The sequence below is a fragment of the Bacteroidetes bacterium GWF2_43_63 genome (genome assembly GCA_001769275.1).
Classification (GTDB): Bacteria; Bacteroidota; Bacteroidia; order Bacteroidales; family DTU049; genus GWF2-43-63.
This window is the reverse complement of sequence record MEOQ01000040.1, coordinates 191,029-210,077: the sequence shown is the minus strand read 5'-3', so window position 1 is coordinate 210,077 and position 19,049 is coordinate 191,029. Positions and strand designations below refer to the sequence as shown.

15 protein-coding genes are annotated in these 19,049 nt (G+C 44.1%); 8 read left to right on the top strand and 7 right to left on the bottom strand.

Annotation, left to right across the window (positions count from 1 at the left end; translation table 11 throughout):
* Positions 1-11 precede the first annotated feature (11 nt).
* The 3 genes from A2W93_03225 to A2W93_03215 all read right to left on the bottom strand — a co-directional run bounded on the left by A2W93_03225 (position 12) and on the right by A2W93_03215 (position 2,822).
* On the bottom strand, positions 12-1,394 hold the full coding sequence (locus A2W93_03225; GenBank protein OFY53672.1) for a fumarate hydratase, class II: 1,383 nt from the start codon (positions 1,392-1,394) through the stop codon (positions 12-14).
* Between the two features lie 170 nt (positions 1,395-1,564).
* Positions 1,565-1,909 (bottom strand): hypothetical protein, encoded by a 345-nt coding sequence (locus tag A2W93_03220; GenBank protein OFY53671.1) that lies wholly within the window; start codon positions 1,907-1,909, stop codon positions 1,565-1,567.
* Positions 1,910-1,958: 49 nt separating this feature from the next.
* On the bottom strand, positions 1,959-2,822 hold the full coding sequence (locus tag A2W93_03215) for a hypothetical protein (GenBank protein ID OFY53670.1): 864 nt from the start codon (positions 2,820-2,822) through the stop codon (positions 1,959-1,961).
* A 149-nt stretch (positions 2,823-2,971) separates the two neighbouring features.
* On the opposite strand from A2W93_03215, the gene A2W93_03210 reads away from it, so the two are divergent.
* Both A2W93_03210 and A2W93_03205 read left to right on the top strand, forming a co-directional pair.
* The gene (locus A2W93_03210; protein OFY53669.1) at positions 2,972-6,301 is read left to right on the top strand and encodes a hypothetical protein; all 3,330 of its coding nucleotides are present in this window, start codon (positions 2,972-2,974) and stop codon (positions 6,299-6,301) included.
* A gap of 93 nt (positions 6,302-6,394) precedes the next feature.
* A complete protein-coding gene (locus tag A2W93_03205) occupies positions 6,395-7,207 on the top strand; it encodes a hypothetical protein (GenBank protein ID OFY53668.1) in 813 nt (270 codons plus the stop codon).
* A 20-nt stretch (positions 7,208-7,227) separates the two neighbouring features.
* Here A2W93_03205 and A2W93_03200 read toward each other — a convergent pair whose 3' ends face one another.
* A complete protein-coding gene (locus A2W93_03200; GenBank protein OFY53739.1) occupies positions 7,228-7,941 on the bottom strand; it encodes a hypothetical protein in 714 nt (237 codons plus the stop codon).
* Between the two features lie 110 nt (positions 7,942-8,051).
* Between A2W93_03200 and A2W93_03195 the strand changes: the two genes are divergently transcribed.
* The 6 genes from A2W93_03195 to A2W93_03170 all read left to right on the top strand — a co-directional run bounded on the left by A2W93_03195 (position 8,052) and on the right by A2W93_03170 (position 15,220).
* Entirely contained in the window at positions 8,052-9,599 is a 1,548-nt protein-coding gene (locus tag A2W93_03195; protein ID OFY53667.1) for a hypothetical protein, read from the top strand.
* A gap of 55 nt (positions 9,600-9,654) precedes the next feature.
* Positions 9,655-11,901 carry a carbamoyltransferase HypF gene (locus A2W93_03190; GenBank protein OFY53666.1) on the top strand — a complete coding sequence of 749 codons (2,247 nt, stop codon included), beginning with the start codon at positions 9,655-9,657 and terminating at the stop codon, positions 11,899-11,901.
* Positions 11,902-12,486: a hypothetical protein gene (locus tag A2W93_03185; protein ID OFY53665.1), complete on the top strand. Its 585-nt coding sequence runs from the start codon at positions 11,902-11,904 to the stop codon at positions 12,484-12,486.
* A gap of 258 nt (positions 12,487-12,744) precedes the next feature.
* Positions 12,745-12,990 carry a hypothetical protein gene (locus A2W93_03180; protein OFY53664.1) on the top strand — a complete coding sequence of 82 codons (246 nt, stop codon included), beginning with the start codon at positions 12,745-12,747 and terminating at the stop codon, positions 12,988-12,990.
* A 137-nt stretch (positions 12,991-13,127) separates the two neighbouring features.
* Positions 13,128-14,207 (top strand): hydrogenase formation protein HypD, encoded by a 1,080-nt coding sequence (locus A2W93_03175; GenBank protein ID OFY53663.1) that lies wholly within the window; start codon positions 13,128-13,130, stop codon positions 14,205-14,207.
* On the top strand, positions 14,207-15,220 hold the full coding sequence (locus A2W93_03170; GenBank protein ID OFY53662.1) for a hydrogenase expression/formation protein HypE: 1,014 nt from the start codon (positions 14,207-14,209) through the stop codon (positions 15,218-15,220). The genes A2W93_03175 and A2W93_03170 overlap by 1 nt, the downstream gene beginning before the upstream one ends.
* Positions 15,221-15,301: 81 nt before the next feature.
* On the opposite strand, the gene A2W93_03165 is transcribed toward A2W93_03170, so the two are convergent.
* From A2W93_03165 to A2W93_03155, 3 genes are read right to left on the bottom strand one after another with little or no spacing between them, the layout of a single operon-like run.
* Positions 15,302-16,369 carry a [FeFe] hydrogenase H-cluster radical SAM maturase HydE gene (locus A2W93_03165; protein ID OFY53661.1) on the bottom strand — a complete coding sequence of 356 codons (1,068 nt, stop codon included), beginning with the start codon at positions 16,367-16,369 and terminating at the stop codon, positions 15,302-15,304.
* Positions 16,370-16,380: 11 nt separating this feature from the next.
* Positions 16,381-17,601 carry a [FeFe] hydrogenase H-cluster maturation GTPase HydF gene (locus A2W93_03160; protein ID OFY53738.1) on the bottom strand — a complete coding sequence of 407 codons (1,221 nt, stop codon included), beginning with the start codon at positions 17,599-17,601 and terminating at the stop codon, positions 16,381-16,383.
* Positions 17,602-17,618: 17 nt separating this feature from the next.
* Entirely contained in the window at positions 17,619-19,037 is a 1,419-nt protein-coding gene (locus A2W93_03155) for a [FeFe] hydrogenase H-cluster radical SAM maturase HydG (GenBank protein OFY53660.1), read from the bottom strand.
* Positions 19,038-19,049: the final 12 nt, after the last annotated feature.

Genomic DNA, 19,049 nt, shown 5'->3' with positions numbered 1-19,049 from the left:
GTCAATAAAATTTATATCATCTTCGACGGGTCAACCCATTCATCGAATTGTTCGGGAGTCACAAGCCCCGATTCTATCGCGGCTTCGCGCAGTGATAGTCCTTCCTTGTGTGCTTTCTTTGCAATGATGGCCGCATTATCATAGCCGATATGCGAGTTCAGTGCTGTCACCAGCATCAATGAACTTTCCATGTTCTTTTGAATCGCTGCATAATTTGGTTCAATACCAACCACACAATTGTCGGTAAATGAATGACACGCATCACCGATGAGCCGGGCAGCAAACAAGAAATTATAAATCATCACCGGCATAAAAACGTTGAGCTGAAAGTGGCCACCCATGCCGCCTGCAGTAATAGCCGCATCACAGCCGATCACCTGTGCGCACACCATGGTCACTGCTTCGGGCTGTGTAGGATTGACTTTGCCGGGCATGATGGATGAGCCGGGTTCGTTTTCCGGAAGCAATATTTCTCCGATCCCGCATCGGGGGCCGCTGGCCAGCAGCCGGATGTTGTTGGCAATGTGCATCAGACTCACCGCAACGGACTTCAGAGCTCCACTGGCTTCAACAATGGCATCGTGCGCCGAGAGTGATTCAAATTTATTTTCCGCAGTGATAAACGGAAGTTTTGTGAGCTCTGCAATTTTTGCCGCCACCTTCACATCATAGCCGACAGGCGCATTGAGACCCGTTCCTACAGCGGTGCCGCCCAAAGGCAGTTCACTCAGATGCAGCAACGAATTTTTGATGGCGCGGATTCCATGATCAAGCTGCGACACATAACCCGAAAATTCCTGTCCGAGTGTAAGTGGCGTAGCGTCCATCAAGTGTGTTCGGCCGGTTTTCACAATGGTTGTCCATGCGTCGCTTTTGGCTTTCAGAGCGTCGCGCAGCTTTTCAAGCGCCGGTATAGTATGCCACACCAACATGGAATAAGCTGCAATATGCATGGCCGTCGGGAAGGTGTCATTGCTGCTCTGCGACTTGTTAACATCGTCGTTTGGATGCAGTGTTTTCTTTTCATCAGTCAGCTTTCCGCCTGCAATCACATGTCCGCGATTGGCAATGACTTCGTTGACATTCATGTTGCTTTGTGTGCCCGATCCGGTCTGCCAAACCACAAGTGGGAACTGATCGTCCAGCTTACCCATGGAAATTTCATCGCAGACCTCTGCTATAAGTTTTGCTTTATCAGCTGACAATTTTCCAAGATCATTGTTTACTAAAGCCGCTGCTTTTTTCAATATAGCGAATGCTTCAATAATCTCAGTTGGCATCAGGGTTTCGCCAATTTTGAAATTGTCTTTCGAGCGTTGAGTTTGTGCGCCCCAGTATTTATCTGCGGGTACATCAACAAGGCCCATGCTGTCTTTTTCTTTTCTGTATTCCATTTTTTCGTTACGCGTTACAAAGTTACAATCGTTACAAAGATACAAATAGAAATCAGCTGATTGGTTAGCAATGCTGAGACATATATTCTTCAATGCACTCAGGTCGTTTCACGACGCAGAGAGATTGAAGAAGGAGCTTCGCCGTTGCGCATTGAGCCTTGAGCGTTGAGCTAAAACAGTCGCTCCAGATCATCAGCAGACTCAACAATCACGGCCTTATTGCCTTTCACCACGATAGGTCGTTTTAAAAGTTTTAGATTTTCGGAAATAATCTGCAACCATTCAGCTTCGGAAAAGTTTTTTCCTTTCAATTCTTTTTTATAGAAATCTTCCTGCGTGCGTATCATGTCTTTTACGCTTATGTTCAGCTGCTGCGAGAGTTTTTTGATGCCCGTTGCACTAATTCCGGTATTCAGATAATCAATAATTTCAATTTCATTGGTTTTCGTTTTCACCAAATCGAGTCCTGCTCTGCTTTTACGGCAACGTGGATTATGATAGACGGAAACTTTCATGTGGAAAACTTTTAAAAAGTGAAAGTACAAAAAGAAATTGATTGAAAAATTACTTCTTTTTCCAATTCAATCCAATATCAAAACCGAAGACAACGGCGGCCATTGCAGGATGACCTCTGATAATATTTCTTTCCAGAGAAGAATCGAGGTTGTCAATGATTTTATATTGACTCATTACATTGGTGTGAAGCGATAATCCCACATGCATTCCAATGTTGAACTTCTCTCCTGAATTCCGAATAAAGAAAAATGGAGAAAAAACCATGAAGGATTTTTTATAAAATGAGATCTGATCGCGATAGTCCTGAACATGCGGATTGAAGCTGTCGTAATAGCTATTCAATTTGTAATTGTAATAGAAGCTGGGTGTATTCACAAGTTCCATGCGAATGACCAACCCAATTTTATCTCCGTTGTTATGCTTCCACAAAAGTGCTGGTTGAATAAGAATTCTATGGAATTTTGAATGAACATCGTGAGACAAATAGGGTCCCATCATCATTCCAGCAGGAGTTAGCCATTTCGAAATAATTCTGCTGTTGTTGTATTGATAACCGTAGCCAATAGTCAGTTCAAAATATCTTGGTTCGCTGTTTCGAAACCATATCAATCCGGCATTGAGCCCATACGTGCCCAGAGGTCCTGGCTTATCATCAAACTCATGCTGGGATTTGTTTGAAGTCCATCCCTGATAACCCAATAGTGCTCCGCCAGAAATGCCAATATGTTCTGAAAAAGAGTGTGAGTACTGCAATTCTGTATTTGAGTAATAATTGCCAGACAAGTCAACTGATGTAACTTTTGCTGAATCAAAAGCGCCCACATTTGGGCTTTCGACAAAGTAAGCCTTCTGCACCAATGGTGAGCAGGACGCAAACAAACATGCAAGTATTACAATACATACATATTTCATGACCAGAGTTTTGGCAAATATAAAAATATATTAACTCAAAACCAGAGAAAATACTTGCATAAACTTTAATATCATCAATCTGTCAGCAAACACTACGCTTTTAAAGAATTTATTCATACTTTTGCCCGATAAATTAATTTATTTAAGGCATGAAAAACATTGGGGGACTTTTTTGTTTTGCATTTTTTCTGCTTCTGACCACACATGTATCTGCAACTACACGCAGCAGCCTTGCTGTAACGGGTAGCTGGAGCAGCTCAGCGAGTTGGTCGGGCGGAATTCTGCCGGTGGCAGACGATACCGTTTATATCGTAAATGGCGCCAACATTACGCTTGATCAGGTGGCAACGGTAAAAGCAATCCTGATAAACACCGGTGGTACACTGAACATTGGCTCGCAAACACTCACGCTGACAGGTGTCAACGACAGTATTGGCAATGTTTCGCTGTACGGAACGCTGAATCTCAACACCGGAATCATCAATCTGACTGGCATCTGGAACAACAGCGGCACATTTAATTGTGGCAGCGGCACTGTGAATTTTGATGGCGGATTTGAACAAGCCATTGAAGGATCCAGTGTGTCCACATTTTTTAATCTGCATAACAACAATCCGAATACCACCGGAACCAACGGTATCTCAAGCCATCCGGTGTCAGTTACTATCAAAGGGAATTTTATTCAGAACGGACAATTCCATCGCAACAGCAACGGAAACCCTGATGCCACCGTCATTTTCGATGGGAATACGACATTGTCCGGTGCTTATAGCTATTTTCTCAATCATGTCATCATAAATGCCGGAGCCACACTGAATGCGGGTTCCAAAACAATTTACCTGTACGGAAACTGGACCAACAATGGAACATTCCTATGTGGAACAGGCACCCTGCGCATATCTCAGGATACTTATTCATCGGCACAGCCAAATGCGCAGTACGTCAATCAGCCGATGACGCAACCGTTTTATAATCTGTACATAAGTAAATCTACCGGCAGCATTCAGCCTGGAATTTACGCTGGCAATGCAACCGGAAATCTTACAGTCAATAATGATTTCACTGTGAACAATGGCACATGGAATGTAAACGGAACGAAGAACCTGACAGTTTTGGGTGACTTTGTTGTAAACAGCAGCGGTGGTGGCGTTTTTTCAGCATCGACAGGAAATGTTTACCTCACCGGCGGATCGCTGCAAATCTTATCACCTGGCACCAGTACATTGTATAATCTGCAGATCACAAATTCCGGAGCCGGAATTATTCTTGGAAGCAATGCCACTATTTCTAATACGCTGCAGCTTGTAACCGGCATGGTTAAAACATTGAATGGTACAAACTTTTACGAATTATATTTATCGAACAACTCGCCTTCGGCGCTGCTGGCGGGCTACACATCAACGAATTTTATTCAGGGGAAATTCCGCCGCGCGCTTACCGCAGGTGCGGGAACCTATGTTTTTCCGATCGGACCAGTACATATGGTCAGCAATGCCTATCGCCCGGTAACACTGAATCAGACAGCATCCGGCGGAGCGACAGATGTTTTATTGTACGAAGATACCATTACGGCTGCAAACTACAAAGCCAATTGGTGGCTCTACATGCAGCCTACAGGCGGAAATCCGACTGGCACAATTACAAACTTGTACAATCTTGCCACTGATTTTCCTGCAGGCACCATTGAATGTTCTATGTCGCTTATCCGTGGTGCAGTGCCGCCGCCAGCCGCGTGGGTAACTCCACTGGCAACAACAACAGGCGCATCGTCAGGATCAATCACAACAGCTTGTCCAGGCGTGTATGCACCATTTGCATACATCATCGGAGAGCCCATTCTGACAACCAATGCCGCCACCATTTGTTCCGGAAATACAGCATCGCTCAGCACAACCTGGTCGGGCGGATCGGGCACTATTCGTTGGTACGATGCGGCTTCGGGAGGCACATTATTATACTCGGGAACCAATTACACCACAACCGCATTGACAGCCAACACTACATTTTATGCAACAATTGCCAATGCTTTCACTGGTTGCGAAACGCACAGAACACCATTAACAGTAACAGTAAATGCCCTTCCGACAACGTCGGTCATTGCAAACACCGGAGTCTGTGCGGGTAACAGTATTGCCCTCGGAGGCGCATCGGTGGCCGGAAACACCTACAGCTGGACATCGAATCCTGTCGGATTTACATCAGCATCTTCAAATCCGACTGTTTCACCAGCTGCAACAACAACCTATTATCTCACACAAAACATTACTGCCACCGGATGTACAAATTCTGCTCAGGTAATCATAAGCATTGATCCTCTGCCAGTAGCTCCTACTGCCGCATTGGTTGATCAGAATAATTTCTGTTCAGAGAATGTCGATAGCATAACATTATCTGCGGCAAACGGTAGCGGAACTACATTGAACTGGTACACAAGTAGCTGTGGAAGCGGCTCTCCGATGGCTGGAAATAATCTTACAATCGCAGCGCCTTCATCAACAACCACCTTCTATGCCGCATGGGAAAACGGTTGCGGCGTTTCGACCTGTCAGAGTATAATCGTAACAGTTCTACCCTCGCCTGCGGCCAATGCAGGAAACGACGTGACCATCTGTGAAAGTTCCGCTGTGACACTCAACGGTTCAGGCGGAAGTATGTATTCGTGGTCAACAAGTCAGACAACAGCTTCCATTACTTTCACAGCAACAGCGACTGATACGCTCGTGCTCACTGTGGCTGGCGTCAATGGTTGCACAGATACCGACACTGCCATAGTAACCGTTAATACTTTGCCTGTCGCCATTGCATCACCCGATACTAGTATTTGTCCTGAAGAGCAGGCCACGCTCACAGCATCGGGCGGAAGCACTTATAGTTGGGATACAGGCGCATCAACAGCAAGCATTGTTGCAGAGCCAACTTCAACAACTATCTATTCAGTAACGGTTACAAATGCCAACGGCTGTTCTGCGGTAACATCAACACAGGTTATTGTTTTGGAACCCATTGAAATTTTTGTTACATCAAATCCTTCCGGAACTATTCTGACCGGGCAGCTCGCCACATTTATGGCAACTCCGGATTCACTGCAGCATTATAATTTTTATATCAATGGTGGCCTTGCACAATCGTCATCATCAAATATGTGGACAACCAACGACCTGCTACCCGGAGATGTTGTTACTGTAAGCGTTGAAACCGGGGGCTGTCCTGCAGACGACAGAGATATAAATCCGAATGTGATTGAGTTTTATAATTCATTCACGCCAAACCGCGACGGGCTCAATGATGTGTTTTTGCAAGGAGTCGATCTCACCATTGTCAATCGCTGGGGACAGGAGCTCTATCACGGAAACGAAGGATGGGACGGCTCTTTCGGCGACGATTCTGTTTCACAGGGAACCTATTTCTTTATTGTGAAACTTCTTGATGAAAACGGAATTGAATCAGAAGTTAAAGGTTCAGTAACTTTAATCCGCTAAGCCATGAAAAAAATATATATCATCCTTTTAATAAGTATTTCTGCGGTGTCTACTCAACTGCATGCTCAAAACGATTTTCAATTTTCGCAATTCATGTTCAACGAGTTGTGTTATAATCCAGCTGTAGCAGCCACTTCCAACGACATCAACCTGAGTCTGCTCGGACGTCAGCAATGGATCGGATTTGGCGGAGCACCTTCAACACAATCATTCAATGCACATTGCAACTTTGATAAAATCGGTGGTTTTGGCCTGAATATTTTGAATGATCAACTCGGATACGAACACAATCTGAATGCACGTTTTTCGTATGCAAGAAATTTCAAATTGGGAGATACAACATCTTTCTGTCTGGGAATTTCAGGTGGCATTGCCTCCAGAAGTGTGGACGCTGACGAGCTTACTTTTGAAAATTCGGCAGAAGTCATCGCTCCGGAAGATCTCGAAAACAAGACCAAAGGCGACTTTGGCGTGGGTCTCGTTTTTCGGACTCATGGTTTTACGTTGCAGGCATCGTCCACACATATTACGCAATCGATGAGCAAAAGCGACTTCTACAAAGTTCCTCGGCATTACTATTTAAGTATGTCGTACCGATTCGACCTCGGAAATGACTGGACGCTGACCCCGGCATTTTTTGCACGAAGTTCTGAATTCATCACACAATACGATCTGCATGCAAGAGCAACGTATGACAATAAGGTATGGTTCGGACTCAGCTATCGATGGGATGAATCGGCCATATTACTGGCTGGAGTCCGCATTACGGAATATCTTGGGATCGGGTATGCTGGCGACTGGATCACCGGGCCAGCCTCGGCATATTCTCAAACATCGCACGAACTCATGCTGATTGGGAAAATCCGCGGACCAAAGAAAAAAACGTCTTCCCCAATGATGTTTTGATGTAAATTTATTTCATTTTGCTATCGCCTACTTTTCTTTCGAATCCGCATATTGACCAATTCTACGATCAACGAAAAGAATACAGCAAAATAAATATAACCCTTCGGGACCTCAATGTGGACGCCCTCGAGCATCAGCATGAAACCAATCAGAATCAGGAAAGATAAAGCAAGAATTTCGAGGGTAGGATGTGTTGCAATAAAACGCGATATTGAACCTGCAAATGCAATCATGACAAACATCGAAATTACAATGGCAGCAATCATAATCAATAGCTGGTTTGACAATCCGATGGCAGTAAGAATTGAGTCAAATGAAAAAACAATATTCAGCAGGACAATCTGCAACACCACGTTGAAAAACTTTTTTCCAATTTTCTTTTTTGATTCTGAATGCTCATTTTCCATCCTGCCGTGAATTTCGGAAACACTTTTTGCTACAAGGAAAAGACCGCCGGCAGCCAGAATAATTTCACGGAAACTGAATCCCATATCCGCAACGAAAAATAAAGGTTCGGTCATTTGGCGCATGAGATAGACCAACGCTACCAATAATGCAACACGAAATAACATGGCGACTATCAAGCCAATACGCTGTGCAGGCCGCTGCTTGTCAGCAGGAAGCGAGTTGCTGACAATTGAAATGAAAAGAATATTGTCGACGCCCAGCACAATTTCAAGCAGCGTTAGTGTCAGCAATGATATCCATGCTTCAGGAGTGAGGAAGATTTCCATTGGAAAAGATTTTTGCAAAAATACGATTTCTTTGAGCTGCTGATATTGGTGATTTAAAATATTAGTTGATATATTCATGAAATAGGTATATTTGAACAAACATTGAAAAGATGAAAACAATTCTACTTTCATTTTTTGTATTGATATACATGTTAGGACAAGCCCAGATACTTGGTCCGGAGCCATTTAACGGCGATATTTTGGTTCATGGAACATCGGCTGCTAACACCGTTTGGTTTGCACCAGATTATAATCCACCGATAGCATTCTCTTCGACCGGCGGTTGCCCGGGCGGTCGCATCGGATACGCCGGGTCGTGGAATAGTTTCTGGGGAAACTTTGTGCGAATGCCACAAATCAATGCCTCCGGGCTCGATAGTATCAAACTAACCTTTGACGTATCGCATTCTTACTTTGCCGCACACACTGCAGACTGGTGCCGGTTTTATGTCTGGGCCGACGGTGCCTATAAGAAAATTGTTTCAGCAGTAAGAATCAATGGCAGCAACGTATTATATGATTCGGGCGCAAATGGTAAAGGATTCAAATTCACTGAAACCCGCTCCTGCGCAGCAACTGAAGTGATTTTTGATTTAAGTACAATTGTCGATAAATCGTCAATACTTATTTATCTTGAACCAAGTTGCGGCTACGACAACAGCAATACATTCTATGTTTACTTCGATAATATTGCAGTTGCAAACGCAGGTACAACGCCATTCTCTGTAAACTGTCATACAGATTCCTCCATGTGCATCGACCATCCCGCATGGACATTAAACGGCTGTACACCGGCTGGCGGCACTTACAGCGGCAATGGCGTATCCGGTGGTGTTTTCAATCCTGCCTTGGCAGGTGCAGGAACACACAGCATAAAATACAAAGCCACCGATGGAATGACCACAGACAGCTGCTATTTCAATATCACGGTGCATCCCGTTCCGGTGCTGAACATCACTGTTGCACCCAATGATACTTTATGCTCAGGTACTCCTTTAACGCTGACTGCAAGCGGCGCTCAGACCATTCAATGGAGCAACGGCATTCAGAATGGCATTACGTTTATTCCCGCCACGCAGTCATTCATTGTGATTGGTATCGATGCAAACGGCTGCCAGAGCGATTCCGCAGTAAGCATTGTTGTGAATTCACAGCCATCTGTAATTTTAAATTTGCCCTACGACTCCGTCTGCGGCTATACAATGCCCGTTTTCCCCACTTATCCTTTGTCGGGCGGACTGCCTCAGGGCGGCATCTACAGCGGCAGCAATGTTTCAGGGACAAACCTGATCGGTGATATTGTGATGGGGAATCATTACAGTGTTGTGAATTATACATTCACCGATTCGCACGGTTGCTACAATACCGCCACTGATTCTGTATATATTTACAATTGTGATACAGGCTTCCCGGAAACGCAGGATTTATCCGTTAGTATTTATCCGAATCCGGCTGCAGATGCTGTTTACATCATACATGACAACAGTATCAACCATCTCGAAATTGTCAGCGTTGATGGAAAAATGGTCTGGTCAACTTCTATGAATCCTGAAAGCAATACAACAATAGTCGATATTTCTGCATTGGAGAAAGGCACTTATTTTCTGCGCTACCGAAGTAATGATGCTGCAGGAGTAATATCGTTTGTGAAGGAATAGAAACACTGTTTCTCTCCTATTTTTAATAACTTTGCATCTTGAATAAGCTGCAAAATTGAATACCTTTCTCATCCATATCAAAGGCCTGGTGCAGGGCGTCGGTTTCCGGCCCTTCATATTTCGTGTTGCATCAGAATTTAATTTGAATGGCGAAGTCGAAAACCGTAACGACGGCGTTTTTATCAAAATCAACTGCGATGAAAACTCCTTGAATAATTTTATTCAGACTGTCCGAAATACCGCGCCCCCGGCCTCTTCCATCGAATCTATTGAATTCGTTCAGACTGAATTTATTAATTTTTCTGATTTTCAGATTGTAAAAAGCAATACGGTTTCAAATCGTGTAACTGAAGTCAGTCCTGATATTGCTGTGTGTGACAATTGTCTGCGAGACATGAAAACACAGCCGAATCGAATTAACTATCCTTTCATTAACTGCACCAACTGCGGGCCGCGCTTCACCATCATCCAAGACCTTCCGTACGATCGCGACAAAACCACGATGCGTGAATTCATTATGTGCGACGACTGCCGCAAAGAATACACCGATGTGCGCGACCGTCGGTTTCACGCACAGCCCGTGGCTTGCTCGGTGTGCGGACCTGAATACACACTGCATTACGATGGCAAAACAATAAAAGGAATTTCAGAAATTCTGAATGAGTTGGGAAAACTTTTTCACGAAAAAAAAATAATAGCTATAAAAGGAATTGGCGGCTTCTTCCTGGCTTGCGATGCGCTCGACGAAGAAGCTGTACAGCGACTGCGAAAGCTGAAAAACAGAGAAGGAAAACCATTTGCCGTAATGTTTTCGTCGCTGCAAAAACTAAAGGAATACGCGCATGTAGATGCAGAGGAAGAAAAGTCGCTGACATCGCTCAAACGCCCGATTGTACTACTAACCAGTAAAAAGGAACTGGCTCCTTCGGTCTGTGTGGGATTCGGAACGGTAGGATCCATGCTGCCTTACATGCCCTTGCATTATTTATTGTTCGAAAAAACAAATCTCGAAGCCATTGTACTCACCAGCGGCAATATTTCCGACGAGCCGATTATTACTGATAATTCCGACGCGCTGAATATTCTCACAAAAGTGGCTGATGCTGTAGTGACCTATAACCGCGATATTTACAACCGCGCCGACGATTCGGTGGTTACAGTTGTCAATGAGAAAGAGCGTGTAAGCCGCCGTTCGCGCGGGTATGCACCATCACCGGTAAATCTGAAACTGAATGTCGATGGCATTCTGGCCACAGGAGCCGAACTGGTGAATTGCTTTGCGATTGGCAAACACGATCAGGCCATACTGAGTCAGCATATCGGTGATTTGAAAAACATGGAAACTTACGCGTTTTATTGCGAAAGCCTAGAACGCTACAAACAACTTTTCCGTTTCGAGCCACAGATGGTTGTTAGCGATCTGCATCCCGATTATCTTTCGACGCGCTATGCCGCTGAAAGCAGACTCCCGCATGTAAAAGTGCAGCATCATCATGCACACATTGCCTCATGCATGGCGGAAAATGGGCTGAATGAAACCGTGATTGGCATTAGCTTCGACGGTACTGGTCTTGGCGACGACAACAATATATGGGGCGGCGAATTTCTGATCTGCGATTTAAATAAATACAAAAGATTCAGCCATTTCGGGTATATTCCAATGCCAGGCGGAGACAAGGTTACAGATGAACCATGGCGTATGGCGGTCTCTTATCTTTATCGTTTTTTTGGCGATGATTTCAGAAATAAAAATCTGCCTTTCCTGAGCAATATTAAACCCGATACAATCGGAATGCTCTGTCAGGCCATCGATAAAAAAATAAACACACCGCTCACATCCAGCTCCGGACGGCTGTTTGATGCAGTTGCTGCGCTGATCAATCTTTGTCCGGTGAGTCAGTTTCACGCCGAAGCTCCTATGCGTCTCGAATCAGTGATTGATAAAAGTGTTGAAGCGTTTTACCCATTTGATATTAAAAACGAAATCAGCTTCGAACCAACATTCAGAGCCATTCTTCACGATATGGAAAAAGAGGTTTCTGTTTCGGTGATTTCTGCAAAATTCCACAACATGCTGATTGCAGCTGTAATTGAAATGGCCATCCGGATGAAAAAAGAATGCGGCTCCAATAAAGTTGTTTTATCAGGTGGGACTTTTCAGAATAAATATCTGCTGGGAAATCTTGAAAGAAAACTTGCCAGCAAAGGGTTTGACGTAATTTCGCACCACCGAATCCCCACCAACGACGGTGGCATTGCGCTGGGACAGCTGGTGATTGCGGCAGCACAAAAATCAAAGTAAATGATGAATCCAATGGCAATAAAAAATTTCTCAGTCAGAGATATACTGCTGTTTTTTGTTGTTTGGACAATTATTAATGTATTCTTTAATGCAACCACGCTATTCCTTTCTGTGTATCTTAATGATGGTTTGTCGCACATGGCATTTTATTTCAATAGTTTCTTTTCATACATCACTTTTCAGTCGTGTTATTTTGGGCTGATTTTAACAGTATCAGCTTGCATTTCGCGAAAAAAATTCACTGTATTATACGCATATTCAATCGTACAGTTTGTTGCATTACACTTGGGTTTTTTCTATTGCTTGAAAACCGAAGAAGGAGTTTTGAGCTTTATTACTGACATGTCAGGAATCCCGCTAAATTTCATTAACTATAGTGGAACAAACATCTCATATACTCTGGGATATTTTTTTCCCATAAAGGGATTGTTTGACGGTGGAATATTCTGGCCAGACAACCTTGAAAGATTTTATTTACTAATTATATTAGTTCCGATACTTTATAATTTCTTTCTTACATGGATAACTGACTGTGTTGTTAAAGTGCTATTGAAGCACAATTCTGATAAGGGCCAATGCATATAAAAATTTACTCGAAACACTATATGCCAGTGATACAGAGATGTGAATTAAATTCGCATCTACACCAGTCGGCATGCTTGTATTTATATTTTCCTCGTTCGTTGGATGTTATCTGGAGACTGCACCCAGCCCACTAACTTATGAGAGACTATTCAGCATTTGCATCACCCTGTTTCCAACTCATAAGTCATTAATAAACAGCACACATTAGCATTGTCATTTTCTTAGTACCTTTGTATTTCGAATTAAAACGAGATTTATATGTGTCTGAGCATTCCCTCCAAAGTGATTTCAATCAATGGCGACATGGCCATTGTTTCGGTTGGTGGCACCGAATATGAAGCTTCGCTGCAGCTGCTCGACGACGTGAAAGTCGGCGACTACATTCTGCTACATACCGGCTTTGCCATTCAGAAAATCAGCGAAGAGGAAGCGATTGAAACCCTTAAAGTTTTTGAGGAATTCGATGATCTCAATGAGCAGATCAAGCCTGAACTGGATATCTGATTTCTCCGGCCCCGCTGATGCTGCCTGCTGTGAATAATGAAATTGTTATATTTCAGCTCGGGAAAATTTCTACCCGACACCTGTAACAGGCTCATCAAGCTAAGTAAAGACTCGGAAAAAGTTAGTAAATTATAAAAATGAAATACATCGACGAATACCGCGACAAAGAACTGGTGGACAAACTGGTACATCAAATCAGGACCATCAGTAAAAAAGACATTGTGCTGATGGAGGTCTGCGGCGGCCATACATGGGCCATTCAGAAATACGGCATTCCATCGCTGATGCCCGAAAATATACGTCTGATCTCAGGTCCCGGCTGCCCGGTGTGTGTCACCGACCGCCGCTTTCTCGATCATGCCGTGGCACTGAGCCGCATTCCGGATGTTATCATTACAACGTACGGCGATCTGATTCGTGTACCCGGCTCCAGCTCTACACTTGCTGAAGAAAAAAGCAAAGGCGCCGATGTCCGCATTGTCTATTCCATTCTCGATGCATTGAAAATAGCGAAAGAAAATCCGTCAAAAAAAATAGTGTTTCTGGGTGTCGGTTTCGAGACCACAACGCCTCCCAGTGCCGCCGGCCTCATCAATGCAAAAAAAGAAAATCTCAAAAACTTCTTTCTGCTGAGCTCGCACAAAATCATGCCGCCCGCTATGGGAGCGCTGATTGACGAAGGGGTTGCCATCAATGGTTACATTGCTCCGGGCCATGTGAGTGTTATTACCGGTACTTCCATTTACGAGCCACTACCTGTCAACTATAAGGTGGGATGTGTTGTTGCTGGCTTCGAGCCGGTCGATATTCTGCAGACCATTTACATGCTTGTGAAACAGCATGAGAACAATGACTACAAGGTCGAAATCCAATATAGTCGGGCTGTTACGAAAGAAGGAAATGTAAAGGCGCAGGAAGCCATTAAAGAGGTTTTTGAATTGCGCGACGAATGGTGGCGCGGTCTGGGAACCTTACCCAAGAGCGGCCTGGGCATCAACGAAAAATATGCTGCATTCGATGCTGAGCGCATGATTCCTGTGGAAATAGAGCCCACGCGCGAAGACAAAGGCTGCATCTGCGGCGAAATTCTGAAAGGACTTAAAAAACCGAACGACTGCAAATTGTTCGGAACGGCCTGTACAACATCAAACCCGGTAGGTGCCTGCATGGTTTCGCACGAAGGCGCCTGCAATGCTTACTTCAGATTCAACAAATAATGGAAAAAAATATTTTACTCGGACACGGAAGCGGCGGCCGTTTGTCGCACGAACTAATCGAAAAGATTTTTTACAAACATTTCAGCAACCCTGTACTCGGCCAACAGAGCGATTCTGCAGTTGTTCCTTGCGAAGGGGAAATGCTGTCGTTTACTACGGATTCGTATGTGGTTACTCCGGTATTTTTCAATGGCGGCAACATCGGAAAGCTGGCCGTATGCGGCACAGTGAACGATCTGGCGGTATCCGGTGCAACACCGAAATACATCAGTTCGGCATTTATTATCGAAGAAGGTCTGTCCGCTGAAGAACTTGAAACCATTGTTGCCACTATGGCCGAAGAAGCCCGGAAAGCAGGCGTTATAATCGCTACAGGCGATACCAAAGTGGTGAATAAAGGTCAGTGCGACAAAGTTTTTATAAACACTGCCGGTATCGGATTTATGGAACCGAAGTATAAAGAAATCGGCACAGGTAAACTGATTCAGGTTGGCGATAAAATTCTGATCAATGGCAGCATTGCCGATCACGGCATGACCATTATGGCGGCACGCAATTTTGGAAATTTCAATACCAATATAAAATCAGATTGCGCCTCGCTGAATCAAATGATCAAAGCCATTCTTGATGCTGGCTGCAAAGTGAAATTCATGCGCGATGCCACGCGGGGCGGTATTGCTACGGTGCTTTGCGAAATGGCTGAGCACAACAATATTGGTGTACTTGTTCACGAAGAAGCAGTAGTAATAAACGAAAACGTGCGTGGTATGTGCGAACTGCTTGGATTCGATCCGTTCTATGTGGCCAATGAAGGAAAAATCGTGATGGTAGTTGATGATACAGATGCGGACAAAGCATTGCAAATAATAAAGAACAATGAATTCGGAAAAGAAGCTTCCATTATCGGAGAAATCACCGAAGAACACAAAGGCAAAGCAGTGTTGAAAACCAGCATTGGCGGTACGCGCATTATTGATATGCTGGCTGGTGAACAGCTGCCGAGAATCTGCTAAGACAAAAGATAAAAGGATAAAGACAAAAGAAAACACAATAACTCATTCAAAACGCTACTTTTATCTTTTTACTTTTGTCTTTTATCTTTTGCTGGAATAAAATTTCGAATCGCCCCACTCGCTCCAGCCGACTTCGCAGCCAGCGCTGATAATGAGTCTTTCGATGGTCTCCCCTACTTCATCGGGCTCGTCGTGCAGCCCGGGTTTGCCTTCGTACAGATTATATTCCTTTTTAAAAGAAACCGGTGTAATATTCGGCATGATAACATTGGCGCCCGCTCTGAGTCCCAGTTCGCGACCATGTTCATCAAGAGTCTGCAACGCGGTTGTTGAAGCAATATTTATTGTAGGCCGCATCAGGCGCAGAACTGCAATCATTTTAAGCGCAAGCTCCATTCGTTTTTCAACAGAAATGAGTGCATCTTTATATTGATATAACGGCGTGTCTTCATGAGCAATGTAAGGTCCCATGCCCACCATCACAACCCCGGAATCGCGGATAAAAAGCAAGTCCTTTGCAAGGTCATCAATGGTTTGAAACGGCAATCCGATCATCACACCGGTGCCCGTCTGAAAGCCAATATCCATGAGCGTTTTCAGACTCTTCATGCGGTCAGAAAAACTATGATCCGACGGATGAAGTTTTGAATACAATTCGGAATTTGACGCTTCGATTCGTAGCAAATACCGCTGGGCTCCCAGTCGGTACCATTCACGATACACTTCTTCGCTTTGTTCGCCGCATGAAAGAGTAATTCGTAAATTGTTTCCGGTATGGTGATGAATTTTCTGAATCAGCGAAGAAATATGCGAAGTAAATTCCTTATCACTGCGCTCACCCGATTGCAAAACAATAGATCCATAGCGATGATCGAGCGCGTATTTTGCAGCCTCCAGAACTTCTTCATCGCTCACCTGATAGCGGACAGCATTTGTATTGCCAGCACGAATACCGCAGTAGAAGCAGTTTTTCGCACATCGATTGGAATACTCAATCAAGCCGCGCAGATATACTTTGTTGCCAATCGTGTTGTCTCTGGTTGCACGGGCTTTGTCCATCAGCTTTTGAATCTCTTTCCCGTCTTCAAGAGAAAGCAGATGTTTGATTTTTTCAAAATCAAGATTACCGCTGAAAATCCCGTCAATCATCTTTTTCAGTTTTACTGTTTTTCGCAGTCATTATTGCAGAAGGGCTGCAGTGCCCGCTCGAAGATACCGTTCAGATAAGCTATCGCCATCCCGTAGTTAGTTATGGAAACCTCATTTTCCGAAAATGGTTTTAGTCTGTTCAGCACCTGCTTGCGGGTCACCATGCAGCCTCCGCATTGTATCACCAGTTTGTAGTCCTTACAATTCTCCGGCAAATCACCAAGGCCGGAAATAATGGTGAAATATAATTTCTTTCCTGTGAATTTCGAAAGCCACATCGGAATCTTTACTCGTCCGATGTCATCGCAACTTACATGATGTGTGCACGATTCGAGAATCAGAATTTTATCTCCGTCCTCAAGTTCACCAATCGTTCGCGTGCCTTTTACAAAGTTTTCAAAATCACCTTTCAAACGCGAAAACACAATGCTGAAGCTAGTCAGCGGGATGTCTTCGGGTACAATGCTTTTCACAAATCCAAAAGCCTGACTATCGGTCACTACCAATGCCGGCCTGATGCAGCTTGTTTTGAAAAAGCGCTCCAGTTCTGTCTCGCGTAGCACAATACAAATCGCGTTGTTGTCAAGTATATCGCGAATTGCCATTTGCTGCGGCAATATCATGCGTCCTTCCGGAGCTTCAGAATCGATAGGCGTTACCAACAATACATAATCGCCTTCACTAATGATATCGCCAATAAGCGACTTAAACATGTACGATTTGTCTGGAATGCTTTGCTTTAAGGCATCCACGACATCATCAAAACCTTTTTTTGTTCTGGCACTGAATTCAATAATTAAAGCATCGGTCTGACCAGATATCTCTTTTCTTGTTTCAGCTGAAAGTGGCTCTACATCACATTTATTGTGAACAACAATAAAAGGAATATCGCTTTTTTTGAATTCATTAATCAGTTTTATTTCATGCGATCCGAATCTGTTTCCTGCAATCAGCAACACGCCGCAATCGACGGTCTTGAGTGCCTGTAACGATTTGTTGATGCGCTTTTCGCCCAGATCTCCGGTGTCATCAATGCCAGCTGTATCAATCATAATCACCGGACCGATACCGAAAATCTCGACCGATTTTTTCACAGGATCGGTAGTAGTGCCAGGGTGTTCGGAAACAATAGCCACATCTTGTCCGGTCATCACATTGATGAACGAACTTTTACCGTTGTTACGGCGGCCAAATATGCCGATGTGCGGCTTAAGGTCTTTTCCTTTATTCATTGTTTCCATGAGTTATTTTAGAAATACAAATCGCGTTTACCGTTTTTGATTTCTTCGATGCGTTTACGCACTTCATCAGCGTTTGATAGTGCAGCCAGCTCTTTTTCAATCAAAGCCCAGCCTTTTTCTTTATTTATTTCGTTACCGTAATCCACCAGGTATTCAGCCAATGTCAAAATAGCATTAGGTGTACAAAAGCGCTTGATAAAACCGGGAACCGAAAACTCCATGAAATGCTCTCCGGTTCTGCCTAAGCGATAACATGCCGTGCAGAAAGAAGGAATCATATTCTGATCGAGCAATTCTGAAATCACTTCGCTAAGCGTACGGTTATCATTAATTCTGAACTGACCTTTATTCAGGTTTTGCTCATGGTCGTCGTGAGTTGCATAGCTGCCAAGTTCAAGCTTGGTTCCGCCATCAATCTGCGACACGCCATATTGTAAAAGCTCGTTTCTCACTTCAACTGGTTCGCGTGCCGTCAGAATCATTCCGGTATAAGGCACTGCCAGTCGGAGAATCGCAACAAGTCTGGCAAAATCCTGATCATTTACAAAATACTTGTCGCCAAGCTCAAGCATAGATGCATCCTTGATACGGGGAAACGAAATCGTATGAGGCCCTACATTGTAGCAAGCCTCGAGATGATTTGTATGTCGCACCAAACCTAAGACTTCGAAGCGCCAGTCGTACAGGCCGAATAAAGCGCCTATGCCAACATCGTCAATTCCGGCTTCCTGAGCGCGGTCGAGCGATGTTAGACGATAACTGTAATCGGCTTTTTTGCCACGAAGATGATACGTTTTATACGCTTCGGGATGATAGGTTTCCTGAAAAATCTGGTATGTTCCTATATTAGCTGCCTTCACTACTTTGAATCCTTCAATGTCAAGCGGAGCTGCATTAATATTGAGACGACGAATTTCGCCATTATTCTTTTTTACGGAATAGGCAATGCGAACTGTATGAGCAATGAATTCAGGATTGTATTGTGCATGTTCGCCATACACAAGAATAAGCCGCTTTTGTCCATTGTCTTCGAGCGATTCAACTTCCTGTACGATTTCCTCGTCGGAAAGAGTGACGCGTTCGGCCGCTTTGTTCGAAGCACGAAAGCCACAGTAGAGGCAGTTGTTCTCGCATTTATTACCAATATAAAGGGGCGCAAAAAGAACAATGCGGTTTCCGTAAATCCGTTTTTTCAGCTCCCGTGCTCCTTCTTTGATTTCCTCAATCAGAGCCGGATCGGTAGTATTGACAAGCACGGCGGTTTCTTCAAGATTCAGACGCAGTTTTGACAGCGATTTTGCAATAATTTCCCTGACTCTCTCCGGCGTGGAGATGGTTTTGTCAAGATAATTCTGAATTTCCTGTGCATCCAAAAAGGGCTGCATAGGCACATCCGGGATATTGTATTTTTCTGGTGTAAATTTCATTTTGTGCTCCTT

What these genes read in the sequence shown, in the direction of transcription:
- A2W93_03210 (OFY53669.1), top strand. Translation starts at nt 2,972, where the DNA reads ATGAAAAACATTGGGGGACTTTTTTGTTTTGCATTTTTTCTGCTTCTG.
- A2W93_03175 (OFY53663.1), top strand. Translation starts at nt 13,128, where the DNA reads ATGAAATACATCGACGAATACCGCGACAAAGAACTGGTGGACAAACTG.
- A2W93_03185 (OFY53665.1), top strand. Translation starts at nt 11,902, where the DNA reads ATGATGAATCCAATGGCAATAAAAAATTTCTCAGTCAGAGATATACTG.
- A2W93_03160 (OFY53738.1), bottom strand. Translation starts at nt 17,601, where the DNA reads ATGAATAAAGGAAAAGACCTTAAGCCGCACATCGGCATATTTGGCCGC.
- A2W93_03200 (OFY53739.1), bottom strand. Translation starts at nt 7,941, where the DNA reads ATGGAAATCTTCCTCACTCCTGAAGCATGGATATCATTGCTGACACTA.
- A2W93_03205 (OFY53668.1), top strand. Translation starts at nt 6,395, where the DNA reads ATGTTCAACGAGTTGTGTTATAATCCAGCTGTAGCAGCCACTTCCAAC.
- A2W93_03195 (OFY53667.1), top strand. Translation starts at nt 8,052, where the DNA reads ATGAAAACAATTCTACTTTCATTTTTTGTATTGATATACATGTTAGGA.
- A2W93_03170 (OFY53662.1), top strand. Translation starts at nt 14,207, where the DNA reads ATGGAAAAAAATATTTTACTCGGACACGGAAGCGGCGGCCGTTTGTCG.
- A2W93_03165 (OFY53661.1), bottom strand. Translation starts at nt 16,369, where the DNA reads ATGATTGACGGGATTTTCAGCGGTAATCTTGATTTTGAAAAAATCAAA.
- A2W93_03155 (OFY53660.1), bottom strand. Translation starts at nt 19,037, where the DNA reads ATGAAATTTACACCAGAAAAATACAATATCCCGGATGTGCCTATGCAG.
- A2W93_03225 (OFY53672.1), bottom strand. Translation starts at nt 1,394, where the DNA reads ATGGAATACAGAAAAGAAAAAGACAGCATGGGCCTTGTTGATGTACCC.
- A2W93_03180 (OFY53664.1), top strand. Translation starts at nt 12,745, where the DNA reads ATGTGTCTGAGCATTCCCTCCAAAGTGATTTCAATCAATGGCGACATG.
- A2W93_03220 (OFY53671.1), bottom strand. Translation starts at nt 1,909, where the DNA reads ATGAAAGTTTCCGTCTATCATAATCCACGTTGCCGTAAAAGCAGAGCA.
- A2W93_03215 (OFY53670.1), bottom strand. Translation starts at nt 2,822, where the DNA reads ATGAAATATGTATGTATTGTAATACTTGCATGTTTGTTTGCGTCCTGC.